Here is an 18,358-nt window from a genome sequence, read left to right as displayed (position 1 = left end):
GTGGCTGTGTTGCTTCTGAGTCGGTTGGTTCTAAGTACTGTAGAAGCTCCGGGCGCAGATGCACCCGCAGGTCAGCGAATGATGTAGATCGTCAGGAACAGGCCGATCCACACGACGTCGACGAAGTGCCAGTAGTAGGAGACGACGATCGCCCCGGTGGCCTGCGCCGGGGTGAACTTGGAGATCTTCGTCTTGCCGATGAGCAGGACGAACGCGATCAGCCCACCGATGACGTGCAGGCCGTGGAAGCCCGTCGTCAGGTAGAAGGCGGTCCCGTACGGCGAGGACGCCAGCGTCGTGTCGTGGTGGGTGACCAGCGTGTGGTACTCGTTGGCCTGCCCGAGCACGAAGATCAGGCCCATCACCAGGGTCAGGACGTACCAGCGACGCAGGGCGAACACATCGCCGCGCTCGGCGGCGAACACCCCCCACTGGCAGGTGAACGACGAGGCCACCAGGATCACGGTGAAGAACGTCGCGTAGGTGATGTCGAGCTCGGTCGGCGCCGGCGGGAACTCACCCTCGTACTGCGCGCGGATGGTGAAGTACACGCCGAACAGGCCGGCGAAGAACATCAACTCGCTGGCCAGCCACACGATCACCCCGACGCTGACCATGTTCGGCCGGTTGAGGGTGTGCACGCGTGCGCTGAACGCGGAGGGCCCGGCGGCGGGGCTGGTCGCAGTCGTCACACGACGATTATGGACTGTGCCCGGCGATCATGCCCCTGCGGCCCACCACCCGGCGGGTCGTGGCCCCGCCGCCAGGATCGTCGGCCCAGTTCGGGGGCGTCTTGCAGGGTCATGGGAGGCGGCTGGGAACGCGGGTGGGCGGGCTCGGCGGAGCGCGTGGGGCCGGGCACTACCATCGAGCCCGTGAGCAATCCCGTGCTGCTGGTCTACAGCAACCGCCCGGAGATCCGTGAGCGGATCATCACCGCGATCGGGCGCCGGCCGGCCCCGGATGTGGGCCGGGTCGATTACCTGGAATGTGCGGCCGTCCATGAGGTGATGACCGCCACCCAGGGCCGGCAGGCCGACGTGCTCATCCTGGACGGCGAGGCGCAGCCCAGCGGCGGCATCGGGATCAGCCGGCAGATCCATCAGGAGGCGCAGGTCATCCCGCCGGTCATCCTGGTGGTGCGGCGGGCCGACGACCGGTGGCTGGCCACCTGGGCCGGCGCGGACGAGATCCTGGTGTACCCGCTGGACCCGGTGACGGCCGCGGAAACGGTGGCCGCCGTGCTGCGCCGCCGGTCGGCCGGCCTGGTGACCGCGGTCACCGACACCCCGTGAGTTCCGCCGCCGCTCCGGTCGATCCGCCGCGGACCTGGTCGGCGCTGCTGAACCGGTTGCTGTCGGCCGAGCACCTGGATCGGGCCGACACCGAATGGGTGATGAATCGGGTCATGGCCGGTGAGGCCAGCGATGTGCAACTGGCCGCGTTCACGATCGCCCTGCGGGCCAAGGGGGAGACCCCCGACGAGGTGGCCGGGCTGGTCTCGGCCATGCTCGCGCACGCCGTCCGGGTGCAGGTGTCCGGGCGAGCGGTGGACATCGTCGGCACGGGCGGCGACCGCGCCAACACCGTCAACATCTCGACCATGGCGGCCGTCGTCATCGCCGGGGCCGGGGCGACCGTGGTCAAGCACGGCAACCGGGCCGCGACCAGCAAGTGCGGCGCCGCTGACCTGCTCGAGGGCCTGGGCGTGTCCATCTCGCTGCCCGCGCCGGCGGTCGCCCGGACCGCCGCCGAGGTCGGCATCGGGTTCTGCTTCGCCCCCGTCTACCACCCCTCGTTCCGGCATGCCGGCGCGGTCCGTCGGGAGCTGGGCGTGCCGACCGTCTTCAACTTCCTCGGGCCGTTGACCAACCCGGCGCAGCCGGCGGCCGGGGCGATCGGCTGCGGCAATGCCGCCATGGCCCCGGTGATGGCGCAAGTGTTCGCCGCCCGGGGGGCGGACGTGCTGCTGTTCCGCGGCGACGACGGGTTGGACGAGCTGACCACCACGACCACCTCCACCGTGTGGCAGGTCCGCGGCGGCCAGGTGCGCACGGTCAGCCTGGACCCGGCCGATCTGGGCATCGCGGCGGCCGCCCCGGCCGACCTGCGGGGCGGCGACGTCGCCGAGAACGTCCAGGTGGCCCGCGACCTGTTCGCCGGGCGCCGTTCGGCGGTGCGGGACGCCGTCGTGCTCAACGCCGCCGCCGGCCTGGCCGCGCACGCCGGGCTGACCAGCGATCTGACCGCGGATCTGGCCGACGGCGTGCGCCGGGCGCAGGACGCGCTGGACACCGGGGCCGCCGCGGACGTGCTGGACCGGTGGGTCGCGCTGGGCCGCGAACTCGCCGGCTAACGGCCGCAGGGTCACTGCACGATCGACGCCGACCCCCGCTGCCTCAGCCCGGCAGCAGGCTCGGCCCGGGCGATCACGCCCCGCGACCGGCAAGGGAGCCGGCGCGCCGGGTCGCCGAGCCGCGGACCAGGGCGGCCATCGTCGTCGGGCCGACCCGCCGGGCCACCGGGGCCGCGCCGATCAGCTCCTCCAGGGCGGCCAGCCGCCGCCCGGCCCGGTCCGGATCGCCCAGCTGCCCCACCCGGATCGTCAGGCTCGACCGGCCGTCGGTGTCTTGTCGGTGGGCTTGGTTGTCGTCGGCTCCGTGGTTGTCGTGGTCGGGGTGGTCCTGGGCAGCCGGGCCGGGCCGGGACGCGGTCACGATCGGGCCGGACACCGTCGCGGCCCATTGCCGCCATCCGGCCAGGGCCGCGGGGGCGTCGGCCGCGGCGAAGATCAACTCGGCCGCGACCAGCAGCGGATGGCGGACCAGCTCCAGCGTCATGCCGACCACCAGGCCGACCGTGCCCTGGCCCCGGCGCAACGCCGCGAAGTCCGGCTCGTTCGCGTCCACCCGCCGCCGCTCGCCGGTGGCCGTGACCACCTCGAACGAGCGGATGCGGTCGGCGGCGAACGGGTAGGGGCCGGGCCGGTGCGCAGGCGGGACCGTGGCGGCGCCGGACAGAGCGGTCAGCCCGAACGGTTCGGCGGCGTCGAGCACCTGCCGCCAGCTGGCCCCGATGCCGACGGTCGCCAGCTTCCGGTCGGCGTCCACCCGGACGGTGGCCAGCAACCGAGTGACGATCAGGATGGTCCGCGCCGCGGTGACGACGGTGGGCCGCCCGGTGACCTGGGCGACGACTCGCCGGCCGGTCCGCCCGGCCAGGGCGATGGTGCGGGCGACGTCGGTGACGTCGGCGGCGACGACCACGAGCTCGGGGGCGCGGCCGCCGACCCCGAAGGTCGCGGCCGGGAAGCTCGGCTCGGCCGGGGTGACCAGGTCGCCGCGGATGGATGCGCGCAGGGCGACGAGCAGGTCGGTGGTGCTCAGCAGGCTTGCGGTGATCATCTCGGGTCTCCGATGGGTCGATCTCGTGGTGACCCGTTCATCTGATCGCCGAGCGCTTAAGGCCGACTGAAGGACTGCTGCAGCCGGCCCGAGGTCAGGCCTGCATGCCGATCGAGAAGGCGTCGTCGGCATCCCGGCTGGAGTATTCGCGGAACGCGATGTGCGTGATCGTGCGTAGCACCCCGGGCACCTTGGAGATGTGGCCGGGCACCAGATCGGCGATGGCCTCGTGGGTGCTGGCGCGGACGACGGCAACCACGTCGACGTCGCCGGCGCACGAGTACACCTGCTCGACCCCGGGCAGGTTCGCGATCTCCTGCGCCGCCTCCGGAATCCGGTCTGCCTCGATGTCGATGAGCACGATCGCCGTCACCATGGACCGATGCTATGTCGCCCCGGGCCGCCGCACGCTCAGCGGCACCCGCCACGGCGCGCTCAACCGACGGTCAGCGACAACCGGCGGGCCGGCGGGTCCGGGTGTTGCGGCGCGATCCGGGTGCTGCGGGCGATGTCGGCGACCTTCATGAACGGTCGCCACCGGCCGGCCCCGGCGGCCGGGCTCGACCAGGGCGCCGAGGCCCGGACGAGCCGGCTGCCGGGACGCTCGATCCAACGCAGCAGGGTGCTGGTCTCCTCGGCCGAGGCGGCCGGCAGCGGACCCGGACCCGGGTGCACCGTCTCGGCCGAGGCCACCATCGCCTCGACCACCGGCATCGGGTCGACCCCGCGCCGGGCGTGCGCGGCCGCGGCGAATCGGCCGTGCCGGACGACCGTGAGCTCCCAGCCGCCCCGCTCGTCGGGTCGGGCCACCACCAGCTCCCGGATGGCGGCCAGGGCGCCGAGCCGCTGCCGCCGGTCGAGCGCCGCGGCCAGCGCCGACAACCGGTCCCGGGCGACCGCGGCCTGGTCGAAGCGGCCGTCGGCGGACAACCCGAGCAGCCGGGTCCGCAGCAGCTGCAGCAGCTGATCGGACCGGCCGTCGACCAGCTCGACGATCCGGGCCACCTCCCGGGCGTAGCTCAGCTCGTCCTGCCGGCCGTCGCACGGCGACCCGCAGCGACCCAGTTCGGCCAGCACGCACGGCGTTCCGTCGGGGGAGTGACGGCGGATCCGGGTGGTGCACTGCCGGATCGGCACCACGTCCTGCAGGGCCTCGACGGCCACCTGGGCGGCGACCCGATTGGGGAACGGTCCCAGGCAGGCCGGCGATCCGCGAGGCGGTTGCCGCACGATCGAGAGCCGGGGAAAGGCCTCGTCGGTCAGCGTCACCCAGCACACCCCGCCGGGCCGGCGCGAGCGCCGGTTGTAGGGCGGCTGATGGACCGCGATCAGCCGCTGCTCGCGGATGTGCGCCTCCAGGGCGTGGGCGCACTCGACATGGTCGACCCGTTCGGCCAGGGCCACCATCTGGTTGATCCGGGGCCGGTTCTCGGCCGCCGTGAAATACGAACGCACCCGCTGGGCCAGGTTGCGGGAGGTACCGACGTAAAGCACCTCCTCGCGCGGACCGCGGAACAGATAGACGCCGGGGGCCGCGGGCAGCCGATCGGCCAGCCACCGCTTGCGCCGCCGCTGCGGGGCGACGTCCCGGCTGGCGTCCTGCAGCTCGGCCAGGCTGTGCACCCCGAGGGAACCGAGCCGTTCGAACAGGGCGTGCAGCACGTCCACGGTCGCCCGGGCGTCGGTCAGCGCCCGGTGGTCGGGGCGGGTCCGGGCTCCGAGCAGGGCGGCCAGCGCGGACAGCCGCACGCTCGGCGCCTCGGCCCGGGGCAGCACCTTGCGGGCCAGCCGGACCGTGTCCACCACGGCCGGCCCGGGCCAGGGCACCTGCTGGCGGGCGCACGCGGCCCGCAGGAATCCCACGTCGAAGCGGGCGTTGTGGGCGACCAGCACCGAGCCGCGGGCGAATTCCAGGAACGCCGGCAGCACCGAGGAGATCCGGGGGGCGTCGTAGACCATCGCGTTGGTGATGCCGGTCAACATGGTGATCTGCGGCGGGATGGTCCGGCCCGGGTCGACCAGTGTGGCGAACTCGCCGAGCACCTGGCCGCCGCGCACCTTGACCGCACCGATCTCGGTGATCGCCTCGGTGGCCGGCGAACCACCGGTGGTCTCCAGATCGACCACCACGAACGTCACCTCGCGCAGCGGTTCGCCGAGCTCGTCGAAACTGCGCTGACCACCGACCGCCGGCGTCACCACGGGATCGCGCGGACCGGTCGCCGACCAGGTCGGTGCGGGGTCCGGGACGACCCCATCGTCGAGGAACAACGGCATGCGCCCGACCGTAGAACGTAGGTACGACACAGCCCCGGCACGACTCGCGCCCGGCATCGGCCAACGGCACGGCTCGGGGCGGCGGCGGTGTCAGGATGGCGGGATGACCGGAGCGGGGAACGACGTCGAGCGGGTCCGGGAGCGGCACCCGATCGACGCGCTCCCGGCGGCGGTCCGCGTCCGCATCGTGGAATGGGCCGCCGAGGTGGCTGGCCGGGTGCCCGCCCGGGACCTGTCGCCGGCCCTGCAGAAGGTGGCCCGGTTCGCGCCGGCCAAGCGGGCGCGGCTGGCCGCGACCGTGCTGGCCGACGCCGTGCAGCGGGACGAGGTGTTCCGGGCGACCCTGGCCGAGCACGTGGCCCGGATGGACGTTGACGGCGCCGCCGGGCCGGACGGACCGGCGGCGGCGGCCCGCGCCGTGCTGCTCGGCTCGCCCGACGTCGACGAGCTGGTGGCCCGGGCGGCCGCCGCCCAGGATCAGGTGGACGCGAGATCCCGGATCGCCGAGCTCGAACACGAACTGCGCTCCACCACCGCGCGCCTGGAGCGGGCCGAGCAGCAGCTCGCGGTCCGGGCGGCGGCCCCACCGGCCGACGCGAGCGTCGAGGTCGAACGGCTCAAGAAGCGGCTGCGCGACCAGGGCACCCGGGTGCGGGAGCTGCAGGATCAGCTGGCGGCCGAGCGGTCCCAGGCCGACGCCGGGCGCCGGGCGCTGGCGCAGGAGCTGGACCGCGTGCGCGAGCAGGCGCAGGCGTGGCGGCGACAGGCCGAGGCCGCCACCGGCCGGGCCGACGCGGCCGCCGAGAGCGTGCGCAAGCTGCGGGAGACCACCGACGACCGGCGGGCGGCCGACGACCGGCGCCTCGATCTGCTGCTGCAGGTGCTCGAATCGGCCGCCCTGGGTCTGCGGCGTGAATGGGACCTGATCGGCGGCGGCCCGGCGCCGGCCGAGGTGGTGGCGTCCGGGATGGCCGAACCGGCGACCGATCGACGCACCCACGATCCGGTCCGGCTCGGGGCCTGGATCGCTCTGCCGGGCACCCACCTGATCATCGACGGCTACAACGTCACCAAGACCGGGTTTGCCGAACTGTCCCTGGCCGATCAGCGCGAACGCCTGGTCCGCCAGCTCTCGGCGCTGGCGGCGCGCACGTCGGCCGAGGTCACCGTGGTCTTCGACGGCGCTGCGGTCACCACCTCGCGGCCCTTCGCCCGCGGGGTCCGGGTGCTGTTCTCGGCCCCGGGGATCCAGGCCGACGACGTCATCGCCGACCTGGTCCGGGCCGAGCCGACCGGCCGGCCGATGGTGGTGATCAGCTCGGACCGGCGGGTCGCCGACCACGCGACGCGCACGGGGGCGCGGGCGGCACCGTCGTCGGTGTTCCTGGCCGTCCTGGGCGGTGGGTGATTCATGCCTGATCGCGACCCCGACTGCCTGCTGTGCCGGCCCGACGACGCGGACCGCTTCTTCGGCCGCACCCGGGTGTGGACGGACGGCACCTGGCGGTTGTCGGTGGTCGGGCGCGGTCCGGTGGTCGGCTTCGCCCACCTGGAGCCGGTGCGGCACATCCCCTTCGTCACCGACCTCGACGGGGCCGAAGCCGCGACGTTCGGGTCGGTGCTGGCCAGGGTCACCCGCGCCCTCCGGGCGGCGGCCGGCGCGGATCTGGTCTATGCCGCGGTGTTCGGCGACCGGGTCGCCCATTTTCACGTCAACCTGGCCCCGCACCGGTCGGGTGATGCGTTGGCCGGTGGACCGGCGATGCTCGTCCCGGGGGCCGCGGACGCCCCCGCGGCCGAGCATCAGGAGTTCCTGACCGCGCTCGGGCACCACCTCGACTGACCCATCACGCACGATCCCCGGTCGGTCAGACGCCGGCCGACCGGTCGCCAGCGCCGGGCAACCACCGAGGCAGGGTCGCATTCTTACGCCGCAGGGCGCGTCGCTCGATGCCGTACCAGGAAGCCAGGGCCAGTGGGATCACCAGCACCAGGCTGACGGTCACGAAGGCCGGGGTGGGCAGCGTCGCCAGCACCGTCAGCATGAGCAACTGCTGCAGCGGGTAGTGATAGATGTACACGCCATAGGACAGGTCGACCTTCAGGCGCAGGTTCCTGGGTAGCCCGGCGGCCAGGTAGATGAGCACGTACGCCAGGGGGACGGCCCCGACCATCCGGTAGTTCTCCAGCAGCCCGGCACTGGCGAGGAACACCACGGCGGCGGCGAGAGCGAACCAGGCGTTGAGGGGCACCCGGTGGGCATAGAGGTAGAAGCTGGCCCCGATCATGAACAGCATCAGCATCCGCAGCGTGGTGTCTCCGATGCCGACGGGCACCCCGAGGTCGTAGAGAGTGGCCATCGCCCACAGCGTCACCGCCAGGGCCGGGACCACCCAGCGGCGTCGACGCAGCAGGCCGAGGACGCCCAGGACGGCCAGCACGACATAGCAGCCGGCCTCCAGGATCAGGGTCCACAGCGATCCGTCGACCACCAGCGGTTCGGGGTTGTTCGCGAAGATGGACGCGATCCCGTAGGTGAAGATCATCAGCCCGGCGTTGACCAGGACGAACCGGGGTCCGGAGTCAGGTGAGGTGAACAGTTCGGACAGCGGGCGCCCCTCCAACAACAAGGCGATCGGTGCGACCACGAAGGCCAGCACCAGCAGGCAGACCCAGAACGCCGGCATGATGCGCAGGAACCGGTGCCAGGCGTAGCGCCAGAAATCGTTCAGCGTGACCCAGCTCCGGGTGACCAGGAAGCCGCTGAGGATGAAGAAGCCGTCCAGGGCGTAGTCGCCCAAGGTAGAGATGCCGAAGGTCGGCTGGTCGCCGGTCCGAATGACGATCCCGTGCGCGACTCCGACGGTCGCGGCCAGGCCGAGCCGGATCAGGTCGAAGTTGTTGCGCCGTGGACCGAACCGTTCGTGCAGGGTCGTCCACCGCGCCGGTGACCCCGTCGGCGCCGTTGGCCGGGGCGTGATCCGTGGTGCCATCCGTGGTGCCATCCGTCCCCCGAGACATTGGTGCGGCCGGAACCCTACTCTCACCCGAGAGTAGAGTATGACCGTGGCCGGGCGGGCGTCGAGGGCTGTCCGGCCCATCAGCTCGTCGGGGGGTCTCCGGGTTCGGACGCACGCAGCAGGTCGGCCAACAAGGCCGCGAACTCGGTGCCGTAGGCCAGGTGCCGGCGAATCCGGTCCACACTCTGCCGGGTCTGCTGGGCGAACTCCTGCAGGGTGGCCCGGGCGGTGGCGCGGTCCTCGGGGCCGGACTCGTCGGACTGCAGGACGTCCAGGACGTCGAGCAATTGCTGCATCTGCTCGAGCGTGAAGCCGATCGGCTTCATCCGACGGATCACCAGGATGCGTTCGATGTCGGCGTCGCTGTAGAGCCGGAACCCGCCCTCGCTACGTCCGGAGGGCGAGACCAGGCCCGCCTCGTGCCAGTGCCGCAGCGTGTTGTGCGACAGCGCGGTCCGCTCGGCCACCGTCCCGATCTGGTACCGCGGCACGCTGCGGTCGTCGCGCAGCTCCCCGGCCGAATCGGCGATCCCGTTCACTGAGGTGTCCACCGGTTCCTTCCTGTGCCGGGCCCGCCTCGGCTCGGGCCCAGTGAACCACGTCGCCGCGCCGGGCAAGTTCCGGTCGGAGGCGCCGCTCCAGGTGCCGCTCGAGGGCCGTGGCAGGCCGCGGAGGAGGCCCCGTTCGAAGGCCCACTGTCAGAGGTCGTCTCTAGCGTCCGGGTGGACAGCCGGATACGGCGGATATCACGGAACGGAGCGCGTCATGCACATCGATTGCGACCACTGCGCGGTCAAGGGCCCAGCCTGCAGCGGCTGCGTGGTCACGGTCCTGCTCGGGTCGACGCCGGAGGGTATCGACTGGGATGAGTCCGAACGGGCGGCGCTCGGTGTCCTGGCCGAATCGGGGCTGGTCCCGCCGCTGCGCCTGGTGCCGGTCACCCGATCGACCCATCGGGCAGCAGGGTGACCCCCGGTGGTGAGGTAGGCTCGCCCGGTTACCGGGTGTGACGGTGATCTCATTTCGGTCACAACCGCGAAATGGCCTCGTCCCTGCTCCATTGTCCCAGGTCAGGCCGTGGTAAAGGGGTGTTGACCTATGCACTCGCATGGCTTTATCCCCAAATTCGCAGACTCGACTGGACTCTTTCGGGTCGGTCTCGTAACCTGACCGAGACCTTCTGGCCGTATCCACCAATCGGGTGGTCCCAGAGGTCCCGCCGAATCGGCCAGCGTGCTTATCAGCGCGTGACGTCGAACCGGGGAACCAGGTTTGTCTGGGGTGAATCCCCTGGTCGAGCGCGCGCAGCTGCATGCTGCCCGCAATCGGCAAGGGGTAGGGCTAACTTCCTGGCCCGAACCCGTCAGCTAACTCGGTAGGCGGCGAGGAGGAAGGTACGCCTGCCTTGGCGACCCTGCACGCCCGTCCGCGCCCGGCCATGACGCACAGTCTTCGTCGCCGGAGCCGTGGTGTCGCCATCGGCGTCATTGCGATGTTGTCCGCGAGCCTGATGTGGACCGGTTCGGCTCTGGCCGATCCGGAGAACCCGGCCACCGCCGACGAAGCCCAACGCGCCTACCTGGACAGTTCCCACCGCGCCGGGGTACTCAACGAAGAAGTTCTGGTCGCGCAGGAAAAGCAGGACGCGGCCAACGCGGCCGCGGCTGCCGCGGGCGACCAGGTCACGGCCGCCGGTGTGGCCGCCGAAGCCGCGCGCGCCCAGGCCGAGCAGGCCGATGCGGCCGCCGCCAGCTACCAGGGCAAGGTCAACGCCTTCGCCAACGCCAGCTTCCGGGGCGCCCGGTTGGACGGCATGTCCGTCCTGCTGACCGCCGGCTCGGCCGAGGACTTCCTGGACCAGGCGACCTCGCTGGACCGGGTCGCCGCCGATACGCAGCAGACCCTGGACGAGGCCATCGCCGCCCGCGATGCCGCCACCCAGGCCAAGGCGCAGGCTGACGCCGCCGCGGCCGCCGCGGCGCAGGCCAAGGCCGACGCCGACGCCGCGGCCGCCGCCGCCGCGCAGGCGACCGCCGACGTGACCTCCCGCAAGGCCGATCTGGATGCCGAGGCCGCCCGGTACAAGGCGCTGTACGACTCCCTGTCCGAGCAGGAGCGGCAGGCCGCCGCTGCCGCCGAGGAGCAGGCCAACGCCGCGGCCAATGCCGCCGCCGAGCCAGCCGCGGCGCCGCAGGCCGCAAGCCGGTCCGATCGCAGCACCACCAGCGACTCGTCCGCCGCGACCAGCTCGGCCGCGGCGGCCGCCAGCGCGCCGGCCGGCAGCGGAGCCGCGGCGGCCGCGGTCGCCGCCGCTCTGTCCAAGGTCGGCTCGCCCTACGTCTACGGCGCTGCCGGCCCGAACGCCTTCGACTGCTCGGGTCTGACCTCGTGGGCGTGGGCCCAGGCCGGCGTCAGCATCCCGCGGACCTCCGGCGGCCAGGCCGGCCTGCCGTCGGTCCCGCTGAGCGAGCTGCAGCCCGGTGACCTGGTCACCTACTACTCGCCGGTCTCGCACGTGGCCATGTACATCGGCAACGGCCAGGTCGTGCACGCCTCCACCGAGACCCGTCCGGTGTACGTCACCACGGTCAGCGGGGCCGGCCCGAACGCGACCGGGCATCGCGTCACCGGCTGATCATCGAGTCGGCCGTGACGGCCATCGCGGTTCCGGGTTCCGCCGGGCATTAGGCTCGGCGGAACCAACCACCGGGTCGGCGGCGCGGCGCTTTCCCGCCGGCGTCGTCGGCCCGATCGGCGCGTCGGCCGGAACCGGCCAGAAGGGCCCGGTGCTCCCCACGTGCGGCGAACACTGTTGGTCACCAACGACTTTCCGCCTCGCGCCGGTGGAATTCAGTCCTACCTACTGGCATTGGCCCAGCGGCTGCCGGCCGACGCTCTGGTGGTCTACGCGCCCGACTGGCCGGGCGCGGCGGAATTCGATGCCGCTCAGCCGTTCTCGGTCTATCGGCACCCCGGTTCGTTGATGCTGCCGGGGGACTCGGTCCGGCGCCGCGCCCTCGAACTGATCCGGACCCATCGGATCGGGGCCGTCTGGTACGGCGCCGCGGCCCCGCTGGGGCTGCTCACCCCAGGGCTGCGCGCGGACGGCATCGTGCGCACCGTCGCCTGTACCCACGGGCACGAGGTCGGGTGGTCGATGCTGCCCGGTGCGCGCCAGGCTCTGCGCCGGATCGGCCGGGACAACGACGTGCTCACCTTCGTCAGCCGCTATGCGCGGCGCCGCATCTCGGCCGCGTTGGGTCCGATGGCGGCCCTGGAATACCTGCCGCCGGGTGTGCTCACCCAGACCTACCGGCCCGATCCGGCGGCGCGACGCACGGTGCGCCAGGACTATTGCCTCGGCGATGCGCCGCTGGTGCTCTCGGTGTCCCGTCTGGTGGCCCGCAAGGGCCAGGACGCCCTGATCCGGGCGGTGCCGCGGCTGCGTGACCGGGTGCCCGACGTGCGAGTCCTGATCGTCGGCGACGGCCCCGACCGCGGGCGGTTGGAGTCGCTCATCGACCGGCTGCAGGTCCGGGACCAGGTGCGGCTGGCCGGGTCGGTTCCATGGGCCGATCTGCCGGCCCACTACGCGTCCGCCGACGTGTTCGCCATGCCCTGCCGGACGCGGGGCCTCGGGCTGGATGTGGAAGGCCTGGGCCTGGTGTTCCTGGAGGCCTCGGCCAGCGGGCTGCCCGTGGTGGCCGGCCGTTCCGGGGGCGCGCCCGAGACGGTGCTGCCGGGACGGACCGGAACGGTCGTCGACGGCCGCAACGTCGCCGAACTGGCCGACGCGGTGGGGGAGTTGCTGGCCGATCCGGCCCGGGCCGCGGCCTGGGGTGCGCACGGGCGGGACTGGGTCACCCGGGAGTGGACCTGGCAGGCGTCGGCGGATCGGTTGGCCGAGCTGCTGTCGGGCTGACCGCGCTCGGTGGCCGGGCCTGCCGCCCGGTCGGGTGAGCGCCGTCCCTACGTTGGTGACATCAATCACATCGAGTGGGCACTTTGCGCTGGTCGACAACGTTGTCGGCGAACTTTGAGAGGTTCGTCATGCTCGAATGGATTGCGACCGTTCGTGTTGTACTCGTAATCTGATCGTGACCTTGAGCAGCGGTTGCCGCTCGGCGCCCCTCCTGGTCACCGCCTAATCGATGCGGATGCATCGAACCGGGGACCCAGGTTCGTTGGGGTGAATCCCAGGCGCGAGGCCGGCGACCGATCGCCACCGCGCGCCGGGTAGGGCTACTTCCTGGCCCGAACCCGTCAGCTAACTCGGTCGGCGGCAAGGAAGAAGGGCTTGCCGTAACCGTCATGTCGAATCGTGGATACCCGCTGCGCTCCGCAGCCGCCGGTCGCACCAGACCCACCGCCGGGGCCGTCGGCCATATCGCTCGCACCCCTCGACGCGCTCGCGTCTACCGGCTCGCCGGCGGCATCGCCGTGGCCTGCACCCTGCTGTCCATCGCGGCCGCGCTTCCGGCCGCCGCCGACCAGCCCGTGATCGTGGCCGACCAGCCCGCCGCCGAGCAGCCGGCCGCCGGCCAGGCCGCCGTCGCCGTGCCGACCACGGCCGAGGAGGCCAAGCAGGCCTGGCTGGACGCCGCCCGCCGGGCCGAGACCTACAACGAGCAGGTCCTCACCGCGCAGGCCGCCGTCGACGCCGCCAAGGCCAAGTCCGATGCCGCCGCCGCCGAGCTGGCCGCCGCCGCCGACCGCACCTCGGCCGAGCAGCAGAAGGTCGCCGCCGCCGACGCGGTCGTCGCCCAGTACCAGGCCAAGGTGGACGCGTTCGCCAACGCCAGCTTCCGCGGCGCCCGGCTCAGTGACATCTCCGCCCTGTTGACCGCCGGCAGCCCGGACGACTACCTGGACAAGGCCGGATCGCTCGACCAGATCGCCACCGACCAGCAAGCCACCCTGAGCGGGGCGCTGGCCGCCCGCCAGATCGCGGCCGACGCCCGGACCTCGGCCCAGGCGGCCGAGAACCAGGCCCGCGCGGCCAAGCAGGCCGCCGATCAGGCCACCGCGGACGCCCAGGCCGCCCGCGACGCCCTGGACACCGGCCGCGCCCAGCTGGACGGGGAGATCGCCGTCTACCAGCTGGCCTTCGCGCAGCTCTCCTCGTCCGACGTCGACGCCGCCGTGGCCAGCCAGGAGGCGGCCAACCTGGACGCGGCCTCGGTCGCCCGGCAGGCCCAGCAGGCGGCCCAGCGCGATCGCGCCGGGCTGGCCAGCGACGCCGCGCCGGTGGGCGACACCGGCCCGGCCTTCGCTGCCTGGGCGGCCGCGCACGCGCCGAGCGTGCAGGCCGGCATCGCCGTCGAGGCCGCGCTGTCCCGGCAGGGTCTGCCCTACGTCTGGGGTGCGGTTGGACCGGACACCTTCGACTGCTCCGGCCTGATGCTGTGGGCCTGGCAGCAGGCGGGGATCGAGATCCCCCGCAACAGCGCCGCGCAGGCCGAACTGCCGCAGATCCCGCTCGATCAGCTGCAGCCCGGGGACCTGGTCACCTACTACTCGCCGGTCAGCCACGTCGGCATGTACGTCGGCGACGGCAAGGTGCTGCACGCCTCGATGCCGGGGGTGCCGATCAAGGTGGTCGACCTGGCGGCGGCCGGCCCGAACCCCACCGGGCACGCGGTCAACCGCTGACCCCTACCGTGGTCGGGTGCGCCTGAAGTTCGTCTCCGATGTCCACGGCAATATCGCCGGCCTGCGCGAGGTGGCTCGCCAGCCGGGCCAGCTCGTGGTGCTGGGCGACCTGATCGACTACGTCGACTATCACGACGCGGCCGGCGGCATCCTCGGGCGCATCTTCGGTGCGACCCGGGTCCAGCCGTTCATCGATCTGCGGCTGGCCGGCGAGTTCGACCGGCTCCGGCAGCTCAACCACGACCTGTGGGACAGCATCCCGGACCCCATGGGCACCCTGACCGACGTGGTCACGGCCCTGTACCGGGACGTGCTGGAGGCGATCGGGCCGGACGCCCTGCTCACCCTGGGCAACGTGGACGTCGCCGACCTGTGGACCGAGGTGGCCGGCGGGCAGCTGCCCTATCTGGACGGTGAGGTCGTCGAGATCGCCGGGCGCCGGTTGGGCTTCGTGGCCGGTGGGGCCAGCCGCCGGATCGGGAGTGTCTTCGGCGGCCCGTCGCCGGTCTGGCGGCCGTTCATGCGCACCCACCAGGACTACCGAGCCGCCGTCGCGGCCCTGGGGCCGGTCGACATCCTGTGCTCGCACGTGCCGCCGGCGATCCCGCTGCTGCGCTACGACGTGGTCCCGGGCCGGATGGAGATGTGTGGACCGGGCCTGGTCGAGGCGATCGACGCCCACCGCCCGGCCATGTCCGTGCACGGTCACGTGCACCAACCGATCGCCCGCCGGCTGCGGCGGGGGCGCACCGAATGTGTCAACGTCGGCCACTTCCAGCGCTACCCGACCCCGTTCGAGGTCGACCTGCGCTGACCGGACCACCCGGGAGAGACGAAGGACACCCGCCCAAGGCAGCCATCTGCAGCCGAACGTCATCGACCTGGGTAGCCTTCCTGCATGGCCAATGGATCCTCGCAGTCGATCACGATGACTGCCGAACCGTCGGTGATCATGGACGTGATCGCCGACTTCGCCGCCTATCCCGAATGGGCGGGTGCGGTGAAAAGCGTCGAGGTCACCGTTCCCGGCGAGGACGGTCGGGCCAAGCAGGTGAAGTTCAGCATGGATGCGGGCCTGCTCAAGGACACCTACGAGCTCGCGTACACGTGGGCCGCCGACGGCATGAGCGTGTCCTGGACCCTGGTGTCCGGGCAGTTGCAGAAGTCCCAGCAGGGCTCGTACGTCCTGGCCACCACGCCCAAGGGCACCGAGGTCACCTACACGCTGGCGGTCGATCTGGCCGTGCCGATGATCGGGGTGCTGCGTCGCAAGGCCGAGCGGGTCATCCTGGACACCGCGCTGAAGGAGCTGAAAAAGCGGGTCGAAGCCGGATGAGAATTGCCCTGCACACCGGCAAGGGCGGGGTCGGCAAGACGACCATCTCGGCGGCCACCGCGATCGCGTGTGCCGCCGGCGGGGCGCGCACGCTGCTGGTCTCCACCGACCCCGCACACTCCATCGCCGACGTGCTCGGCACCCCGGTCAGCGGCGACCCGACCCCGGTCGTGGGCGTCCCCGGGCTGTGGGCCGCCCAGGTCGACACCCGCGGCCGCTTCGAGCAGAGCTGGTCGCACATCCGCGACTATCTGGTCGGGGTGCTGGCCGCCCGCGGCATGGCCGAGGTGCAGGCCGAGGAACTGGTCGTGCTGCCCGGCGCCGAGGAGATCGTCGCGCTGCTGGAGCTGCGCCGGCTGGCCGCCTCCGGTGACTTCGATTCGATCGTGGTCGACTGCGCGCCGACCGGCGAGACGCTGCGGCTGCTGGCGCTGCCCGAGACCATCGGTTTCTACGCCCAGCGCCTGCTCGGCGCGCCGCAGCGGGTCCTGCGCAGCATCGCCGCGTCCTTCACCGGCATGCCCGGCGGGCCCAGCGCCACCGTGCGGGACGCGGTGGGGGAGCTGCTCTCCGACCTGATGGCCGCGCGGGCGTTGCTGGCCGACCCGGAGATCACCGGGGTCCGGCTGGTGCTGACTCCCGAACGGATGGTGGTGGCCGAGGCCCGCCGGCTGTTCACCGCGCTGTCCCTGCACGGATTCGCCGTCGAGGCGGTCACCGTCAACCGGCTGCTGCCCCGCGGGGTGGGCGGTGATTTCCTGCGCCGTCAGCGGGAGAGCCAGCGTGAGGCGATGGTCCAGGTCGAGGAATCGTTCCAGGGCCTGCCCATCCACCGGGTCCGGCAAAAGCCCGAGGAGCCCATCGGCGTCGACCAGCTGTCCGAGCTGGCGACCGACATCTTCGGCTCGGTCGACCCCCTCGCCGTCGCGCCACCCGGTCCGGCGATCGAGGTCAGCGGGTCCGACGGGTGGTACCGCCTGTCGCTGCCGCTGCCGCTGGTCCAGCGCGGCGACATCGCGCTTTCCCGGTCCGGCGCCGACCTGGTGGTCACCGTCGGCGACGTCCGCCGGCGGATCGCCCTGCCGTCGGTGCTGCAGCGGTGCACGACCGAGGGCGCCAACTTCGAGGCCGGCCGCCTGATCATCGACTTTGCCGCCGATCCCGCGCTGTGGCCGGCCGCCCTCACCTCCGGCCTGACCGGGGCGGCGCTGGCCGGTGCCGGGTGAGCGGGGAGGGCGAGCACGGGCAGCAGGGACCGTCGTCGCCGGCGGTGGGACCGCTGGCGGTCGAGGCCGCGCTGCTGCTGGACGTGGTCGCCGATCGGTTGACCGCGCTCAAGCCGGAGACCTCCGGCGCCGAGTCGGCCGGCCCGACGACGGGCTCGACCGGGCCGGAGGGCGCGGACGCCACCCACGAGAGCACCGCCGGCCGCCCGCTGGGCCCTGACGGTCGCTGCCCCGAATGCGGATCGGTCCCGGGCGCGTCGTGCACCGCGTGCCCGCTGTGCCGGTTCCTGGCCATCCTGCGCGGTGAGCGACCCGAGACCACGGCCAAGCTGGTCGACGGCGCCCTGCTGATCGTCCGCGCGCTGCGCACGATGATCCCGGACGCGCCCGCGCCGGCCGGTGGCTCGGCCGGCCCCGGCGACCCACCGCCACCGCCACCTGCGCGTCGGGGTGGCTTCGAGCGGATCGACATCGGATGAGCAAGACCATCGGCATCGACATCGGCGGTACCTCGGTGCGCGCGGCCGTCATCGACGGCATCTCCATCGGCCCGTCCCTGCGTGAGGCCACCCCGCACACCGAACGGGAGACCGAGGACCTGCTGGTCACGCTGATCACCAAGTTGGCGGCCAGCCAGCCGGTGTCCGCGGTCGGGCTGGCCGTGGCCGGGTTCGTCAGCGCCGACCGGCAGCGGGTCATGTTCGCCCCGCACCTGGCCTGGCGGGACGCTCCGGTGCCCGAGCGGGTGTCCGCCCGGGTGGGCCTGCCGGTAGTGATGGACCACGACGTGAACTCCGCGGCCTGGGCCGAGTACCGCCTGGGCGTGTCCGCGGGATCCTCCATCGCCCTGCTGGTCGCCCTGGGCACGGGGATCGGTGCCGGGCTGCTCGTCGACGGCCAGATCTACCGCGGGGCGCACGGCGTGGCGCCCGAGCTCGGTCACCTGACCGTCGTCCCCGGCGGCCGGCCCTGCCCGTGCGGCAAGCAAGGGTGCTGGGAGCGTTACTGCTCGGGCACCGCGTTGGCCCAGACTGCCCGGCTGCAGATGGCCGACCATGACGCGCCGGTGCTGCGCCGACTGTCCGGGGACGACCCGGCCGCCGTCACCGGGACCATGGTCGCGGTGGCCGCCACCGAGGGCGACCCGGTCGCCCTGGGCGCGATGGACGAGCTCGGCCATTGGCTGGCCGCCGGCCTGGCGCTGGTCACCGACGTGCTCGACCCGGAGATGATCGTGATCGGCGGTGGGGTGTCGGCCGCGGCCGGCATGTTCCTGCCGCTGGCCGTGTCCGAGTTCGGCCGGTCCATCACCGGCGCCGGCCACCGGCCGTTGCCACGGGTCGAACTGGCCCGGTTCGGCGACCGGGCCGGCATCATTGGGGCCGCGCTGCTGGCGGCCGAGGCCGCCGGCACCGCCTGATCCGGGCGGACCACGCCGAGCCG

At 72.8% G+C, this 18,358-nt stretch carries 19 protein-coding genes and 2 riboswitches; of the genes, 13 read left to right on the top strand and 6 right to left on the bottom strand.

All coding sequences use genetic code 11. From position 1 onward, the window contains the following. Positions 1–71: 71 nt before the first annotated feature. On the bottom strand, positions 72–692 hold the full coding sequence (gene ctaE, locus NAMU_RS16055) for an aa3-type cytochrome oxidase subunit III (RefSeq protein ID WP_015748446.1): 621 nt from the start codon (positions 690–692) through the stop codon (positions 72–74). Between the two features lie 111 nt (positions 693–803). On the opposite strand from ctaE, the gene NAMU_RS16050 reads away from it, so the two are divergent. Together NAMU_RS16050 and trpD are read left to right on the top strand one after the other, a co-directional pair. Next, positions 804–1,295 carry a response regulator gene (locus NAMU_RS16050; protein ID WP_015748445.1) on the top strand — a complete coding sequence of 164 codons (492 nt, stop codon included), beginning with the start codon at positions 804–806 and terminating at the stop codon, positions 1,293–1,295. Beyond that, complete coding sequence (gene trpD / locus NAMU_RS16045) at positions 1,292–2,356, top strand: anthranilate phosphoribosyltransferase (protein ID WP_015748444.1); 1,065 nt, start codon at positions 1,292–1,294, stop codon at positions 2,354–2,356. The genes NAMU_RS16050 and trpD overlap by 4 nt, the downstream gene beginning before the upstream one ends. A gap of 73 nt (positions 2,357–2,429) precedes the next feature. Here the strand turns inward: trpD and NAMU_RS16040 are convergent, their stop codons facing one another. The 3 genes from NAMU_RS16040 to NAMU_RS16030 form a co-directional block, all read right to left on the bottom strand. After that, on the bottom strand, positions 2,430–3,404 hold the full coding sequence (locus NAMU_RS16040) for an FAD-binding protein (protein ID WP_015748443.1): 975 nt from the start codon (positions 3,402–3,404) through the stop codon (positions 2,430–2,432). 94 nt (positions 3,405–3,498) lie between these two features. Further along, positions 3,499–3,780 carry an Lrp/AsnC ligand binding domain-containing protein gene (locus NAMU_RS16035; RefSeq protein ID WP_015748442.1) on the bottom strand — a complete coding sequence of 94 codons (282 nt, stop codon included), beginning with the start codon at positions 3,778–3,780 and terminating at the stop codon, positions 3,499–3,501. A 59-nt stretch (positions 3,781–3,839) separates the two neighbouring features. Next, positions 3,840–5,681, bottom strand: a complete 1,842-nt coding sequence (locus NAMU_RS16030) for a DEDD exonuclease domain-containing protein (protein ID WP_015748441.1) — start codon at positions 5,679–5,681, stop codon at positions 3,840–3,842. 103 nt (positions 5,682–5,784) lie between these two features. Between NAMU_RS16030 and NAMU_RS16025 the strand changes: the two genes are divergently transcribed. Both NAMU_RS16025 and NAMU_RS16020 read left to right on the top strand, forming a co-directional pair. Continuing rightward, positions 5,785–7,089, top strand: coding sequence for an NYN domain-containing protein (locus NAMU_RS16025; RefSeq protein ID WP_015748440.1), 1,305 nt, complete (start codon positions 5,785–5,787; stop codon positions 7,087–7,089). A 3-nt stretch (positions 7,090–7,092) separates the two neighbouring features. Continuing rightward, a complete protein-coding gene (locus NAMU_RS16020) occupies positions 7,093–7,524 on the top strand; it encodes an HIT family protein (RefSeq protein WP_015748439.1) in 432 nt (143 codons plus the stop codon). 25 nt (positions 7,525–7,549) lie between these two features. On the opposite strand, the gene NAMU_RS16015 is transcribed toward NAMU_RS16020, so the two are convergent. Beyond that, complete coding sequence (locus tag NAMU_RS16015; RefSeq protein ID WP_052307966.1) at positions 7,550–8,674, bottom strand: acyltransferase family protein; 1,125 nt, start codon at positions 8,672–8,674, stop codon at positions 7,550–7,552. 107 nt (positions 8,675–8,781) lie between these two features. After that, positions 8,782–9,252, bottom strand: a complete 471-nt coding sequence (locus NAMU_RS16010) for a MerR family transcriptional regulator (RefSeq protein ID WP_015748437.1) — start codon at positions 9,250–9,252, stop codon at positions 8,782–8,784. A 214-nt stretch (positions 9,253–9,466) separates the two neighbouring features. On the opposite strand from NAMU_RS16010, the gene NAMU_RS16005 reads away from it, so the two are divergent. From NAMU_RS16005 to NAMU_RS15965, 9 genes are all read left to right on the top strand, one after another. Continuing rightward, entirely contained in the window at positions 9,467–9,670 is a 204-nt protein-coding gene (locus tag NAMU_RS16005; RefSeq protein WP_015748436.1) for a hypothetical protein, read from the top strand. Positions 9,671–9,908: 238 nt separating this feature from the next. Continuing rightward, positions 9,909–10,098: riboswitch (cyclic di-AMP (ydaO/yuaA leader) on the top strand. A gap of 95 nt (positions 10,099–10,193) precedes the next feature. Next, positions 10,194–11,336, top strand: coding sequence for a C40 family peptidase (locus NAMU_RS16000; RefSeq protein WP_015748435.1), 1,143 nt, complete (start codon positions 10,194–10,196; stop codon positions 11,334–11,336). Between the two features lie 162 nt (positions 11,337–11,498). Then, positions 11,499–12,623: a glycosyltransferase family 4 protein gene (locus NAMU_RS15995; RefSeq protein ID WP_015748434.1), complete on the top strand. Its 1,125-nt coding sequence runs from the start codon at positions 11,499–11,501 to the stop codon at positions 12,621–12,623. A 209-nt stretch (positions 12,624–12,832) separates the two neighbouring features. Next, positions 12,833–12,997, top strand: a riboswitch (cyclic di-AMP (ydaO/yuaA leader). 15 nt (positions 12,998–13,012) lie between these two features. Next, the gene (locus tag NAMU_RS15990) at positions 13,013–14,353 is read left to right on the top strand and encodes a C40 family peptidase (protein WP_015748433.1); all 1,341 of its coding nucleotides are present in this window, start codon (positions 13,013–13,015) and stop codon (positions 14,351–14,353) included. 16 nt (positions 14,354–14,369) lie between these two features. After that, positions 14,370–15,167 (top strand): metallophosphoesterase family protein, encoded by a 798-nt coding sequence (locus tag NAMU_RS15985; protein WP_015748432.1) that lies wholly within the window; start codon positions 14,370–14,372, stop codon positions 15,165–15,167. Between the two features lie 84 nt (positions 15,168–15,251). Further along, complete coding sequence (locus NAMU_RS15980; protein WP_015748431.1) at positions 15,252–15,689, top strand: SRPBCC family protein; 438 nt, start codon at positions 15,252–15,254, stop codon at positions 15,687–15,689. Beyond that, a complete protein-coding gene (locus NAMU_RS15975) occupies positions 15,686–16,915 on the top strand; it encodes an ArsA family ATPase (protein ID WP_015748430.1) in 1,230 nt (409 codons plus the stop codon). The genes NAMU_RS15980 and NAMU_RS15975 overlap by 4 nt, the downstream gene beginning before the upstream one ends. After that, positions 16,912–17,394 (top strand): hypothetical protein, encoded by a 483-nt coding sequence (locus NAMU_RS15970; RefSeq protein ID WP_015748429.1) that lies wholly within the window; start codon positions 16,912–16,914, stop codon positions 17,392–17,394. Before NAMU_RS15975 ends, NAMU_RS15970 begins: the two co-directional genes overlap by 4 nt. Continuing rightward, the gene (locus tag NAMU_RS15965; RefSeq protein WP_015748428.1) at positions 17,391–18,335 is read left to right on the top strand and encodes an ROK family protein; all 945 of its coding nucleotides are present in this window, start codon (positions 17,391–17,393) and stop codon (positions 18,333–18,335) included. Before NAMU_RS15970 ends, NAMU_RS15965 begins: the two co-directional genes overlap by 4 nt. Positions 18,336–18,358: the final 23 nt, after the last annotated feature.

Origin of the sequence: Nakamurella multipartita DSM 44233 (genome assembly GCF_000024365.1) — a bacterium.
GTDB lineage: Bacteria > Actinomycetota > Actinomycetes > Mycobacteriales > Nakamurellaceae > Nakamurella > Nakamurella multipartita.
This window is presented reverse-complemented; position numbering and strand designations above follow the sequence as displayed.

Coding starts and splice junctions, on each gene's coding strand:
- NAMU_RS15975 (WP_015748430.1), top strand. CDS start 15,686: ATGAGAATTGCCCTGCACACCGGCAAGGGCGGGGTCGGCAAGACGACC.
- NAMU_RS16020 (WP_015748439.1), top strand. CDS start 7,093: ATGCCTGATCGCGACCCCGACTGCCTGCTGTGCCGGCCCGACGACGCG.
- NAMU_RS15990 (WP_015748433.1), top strand. CDS start 13,013: ATGTCGAATCGTGGATACCCGCTGCGCTCCGCAGCCGCCGGTCGCACC.
- NAMU_RS16050 (WP_015748445.1), top strand. CDS start 804: ATGGGAGGCGGCTGGGAACGCGGGTGGGCGGGCTCGGCGGAGCGCGTG.
- NAMU_RS16040 (WP_015748443.1), bottom strand. CDS start 3,404: ATGATCACCGCAAGCCTGCTGAGCACCACCGACCTGCTCGTCGCCCTG.
- NAMU_RS16030 (WP_015748441.1), bottom strand. CDS start 5,681: ATGCCGTTGTTCCTCGACGATGGGGTCGTCCCGGACCCCGCACCGACC.
- NAMU_RS15965 (WP_015748428.1), top strand. CDS start 17,391: ATGAGCAAGACCATCGGCATCGACATCGGCGGTACCTCGGTGCGCGCG.
- NAMU_RS16000 (WP_015748435.1), top strand. CDS start 10,194: ATGTTGTCCGCGAGCCTGATGTGGACCGGTTCGGCTCTGGCCGATCCG.
- NAMU_RS16035 (WP_015748442.1), bottom strand. CDS start 3,780: ATGGTGACGGCGATCGTGCTCATCGACATCGAGGCAGACCGGATTCCG.
- NAMU_RS16025 (WP_015748440.1), top strand. CDS start 5,785: ATGACCGGAGCGGGGAACGACGTCGAGCGGGTCCGGGAGCGGCACCCG.
- NAMU_RS15980 (WP_015748431.1), top strand. CDS start 15,252: ATGGCCAATGGATCCTCGCAGTCGATCACGATGACTGCCGAACCGTCG.
- NAMU_RS16005 (WP_015748436.1), top strand. CDS start 9,467: ATGCACATCGATTGCGACCACTGCGCGGTCAAGGGCCCAGCCTGCAGC.
- NAMU_RS16015 (WP_052307966.1), bottom strand. CDS start 8,674: ATGGCACCACGGATCACGCCCCGGCCAACGGCGCCGACGGGGTCACCG.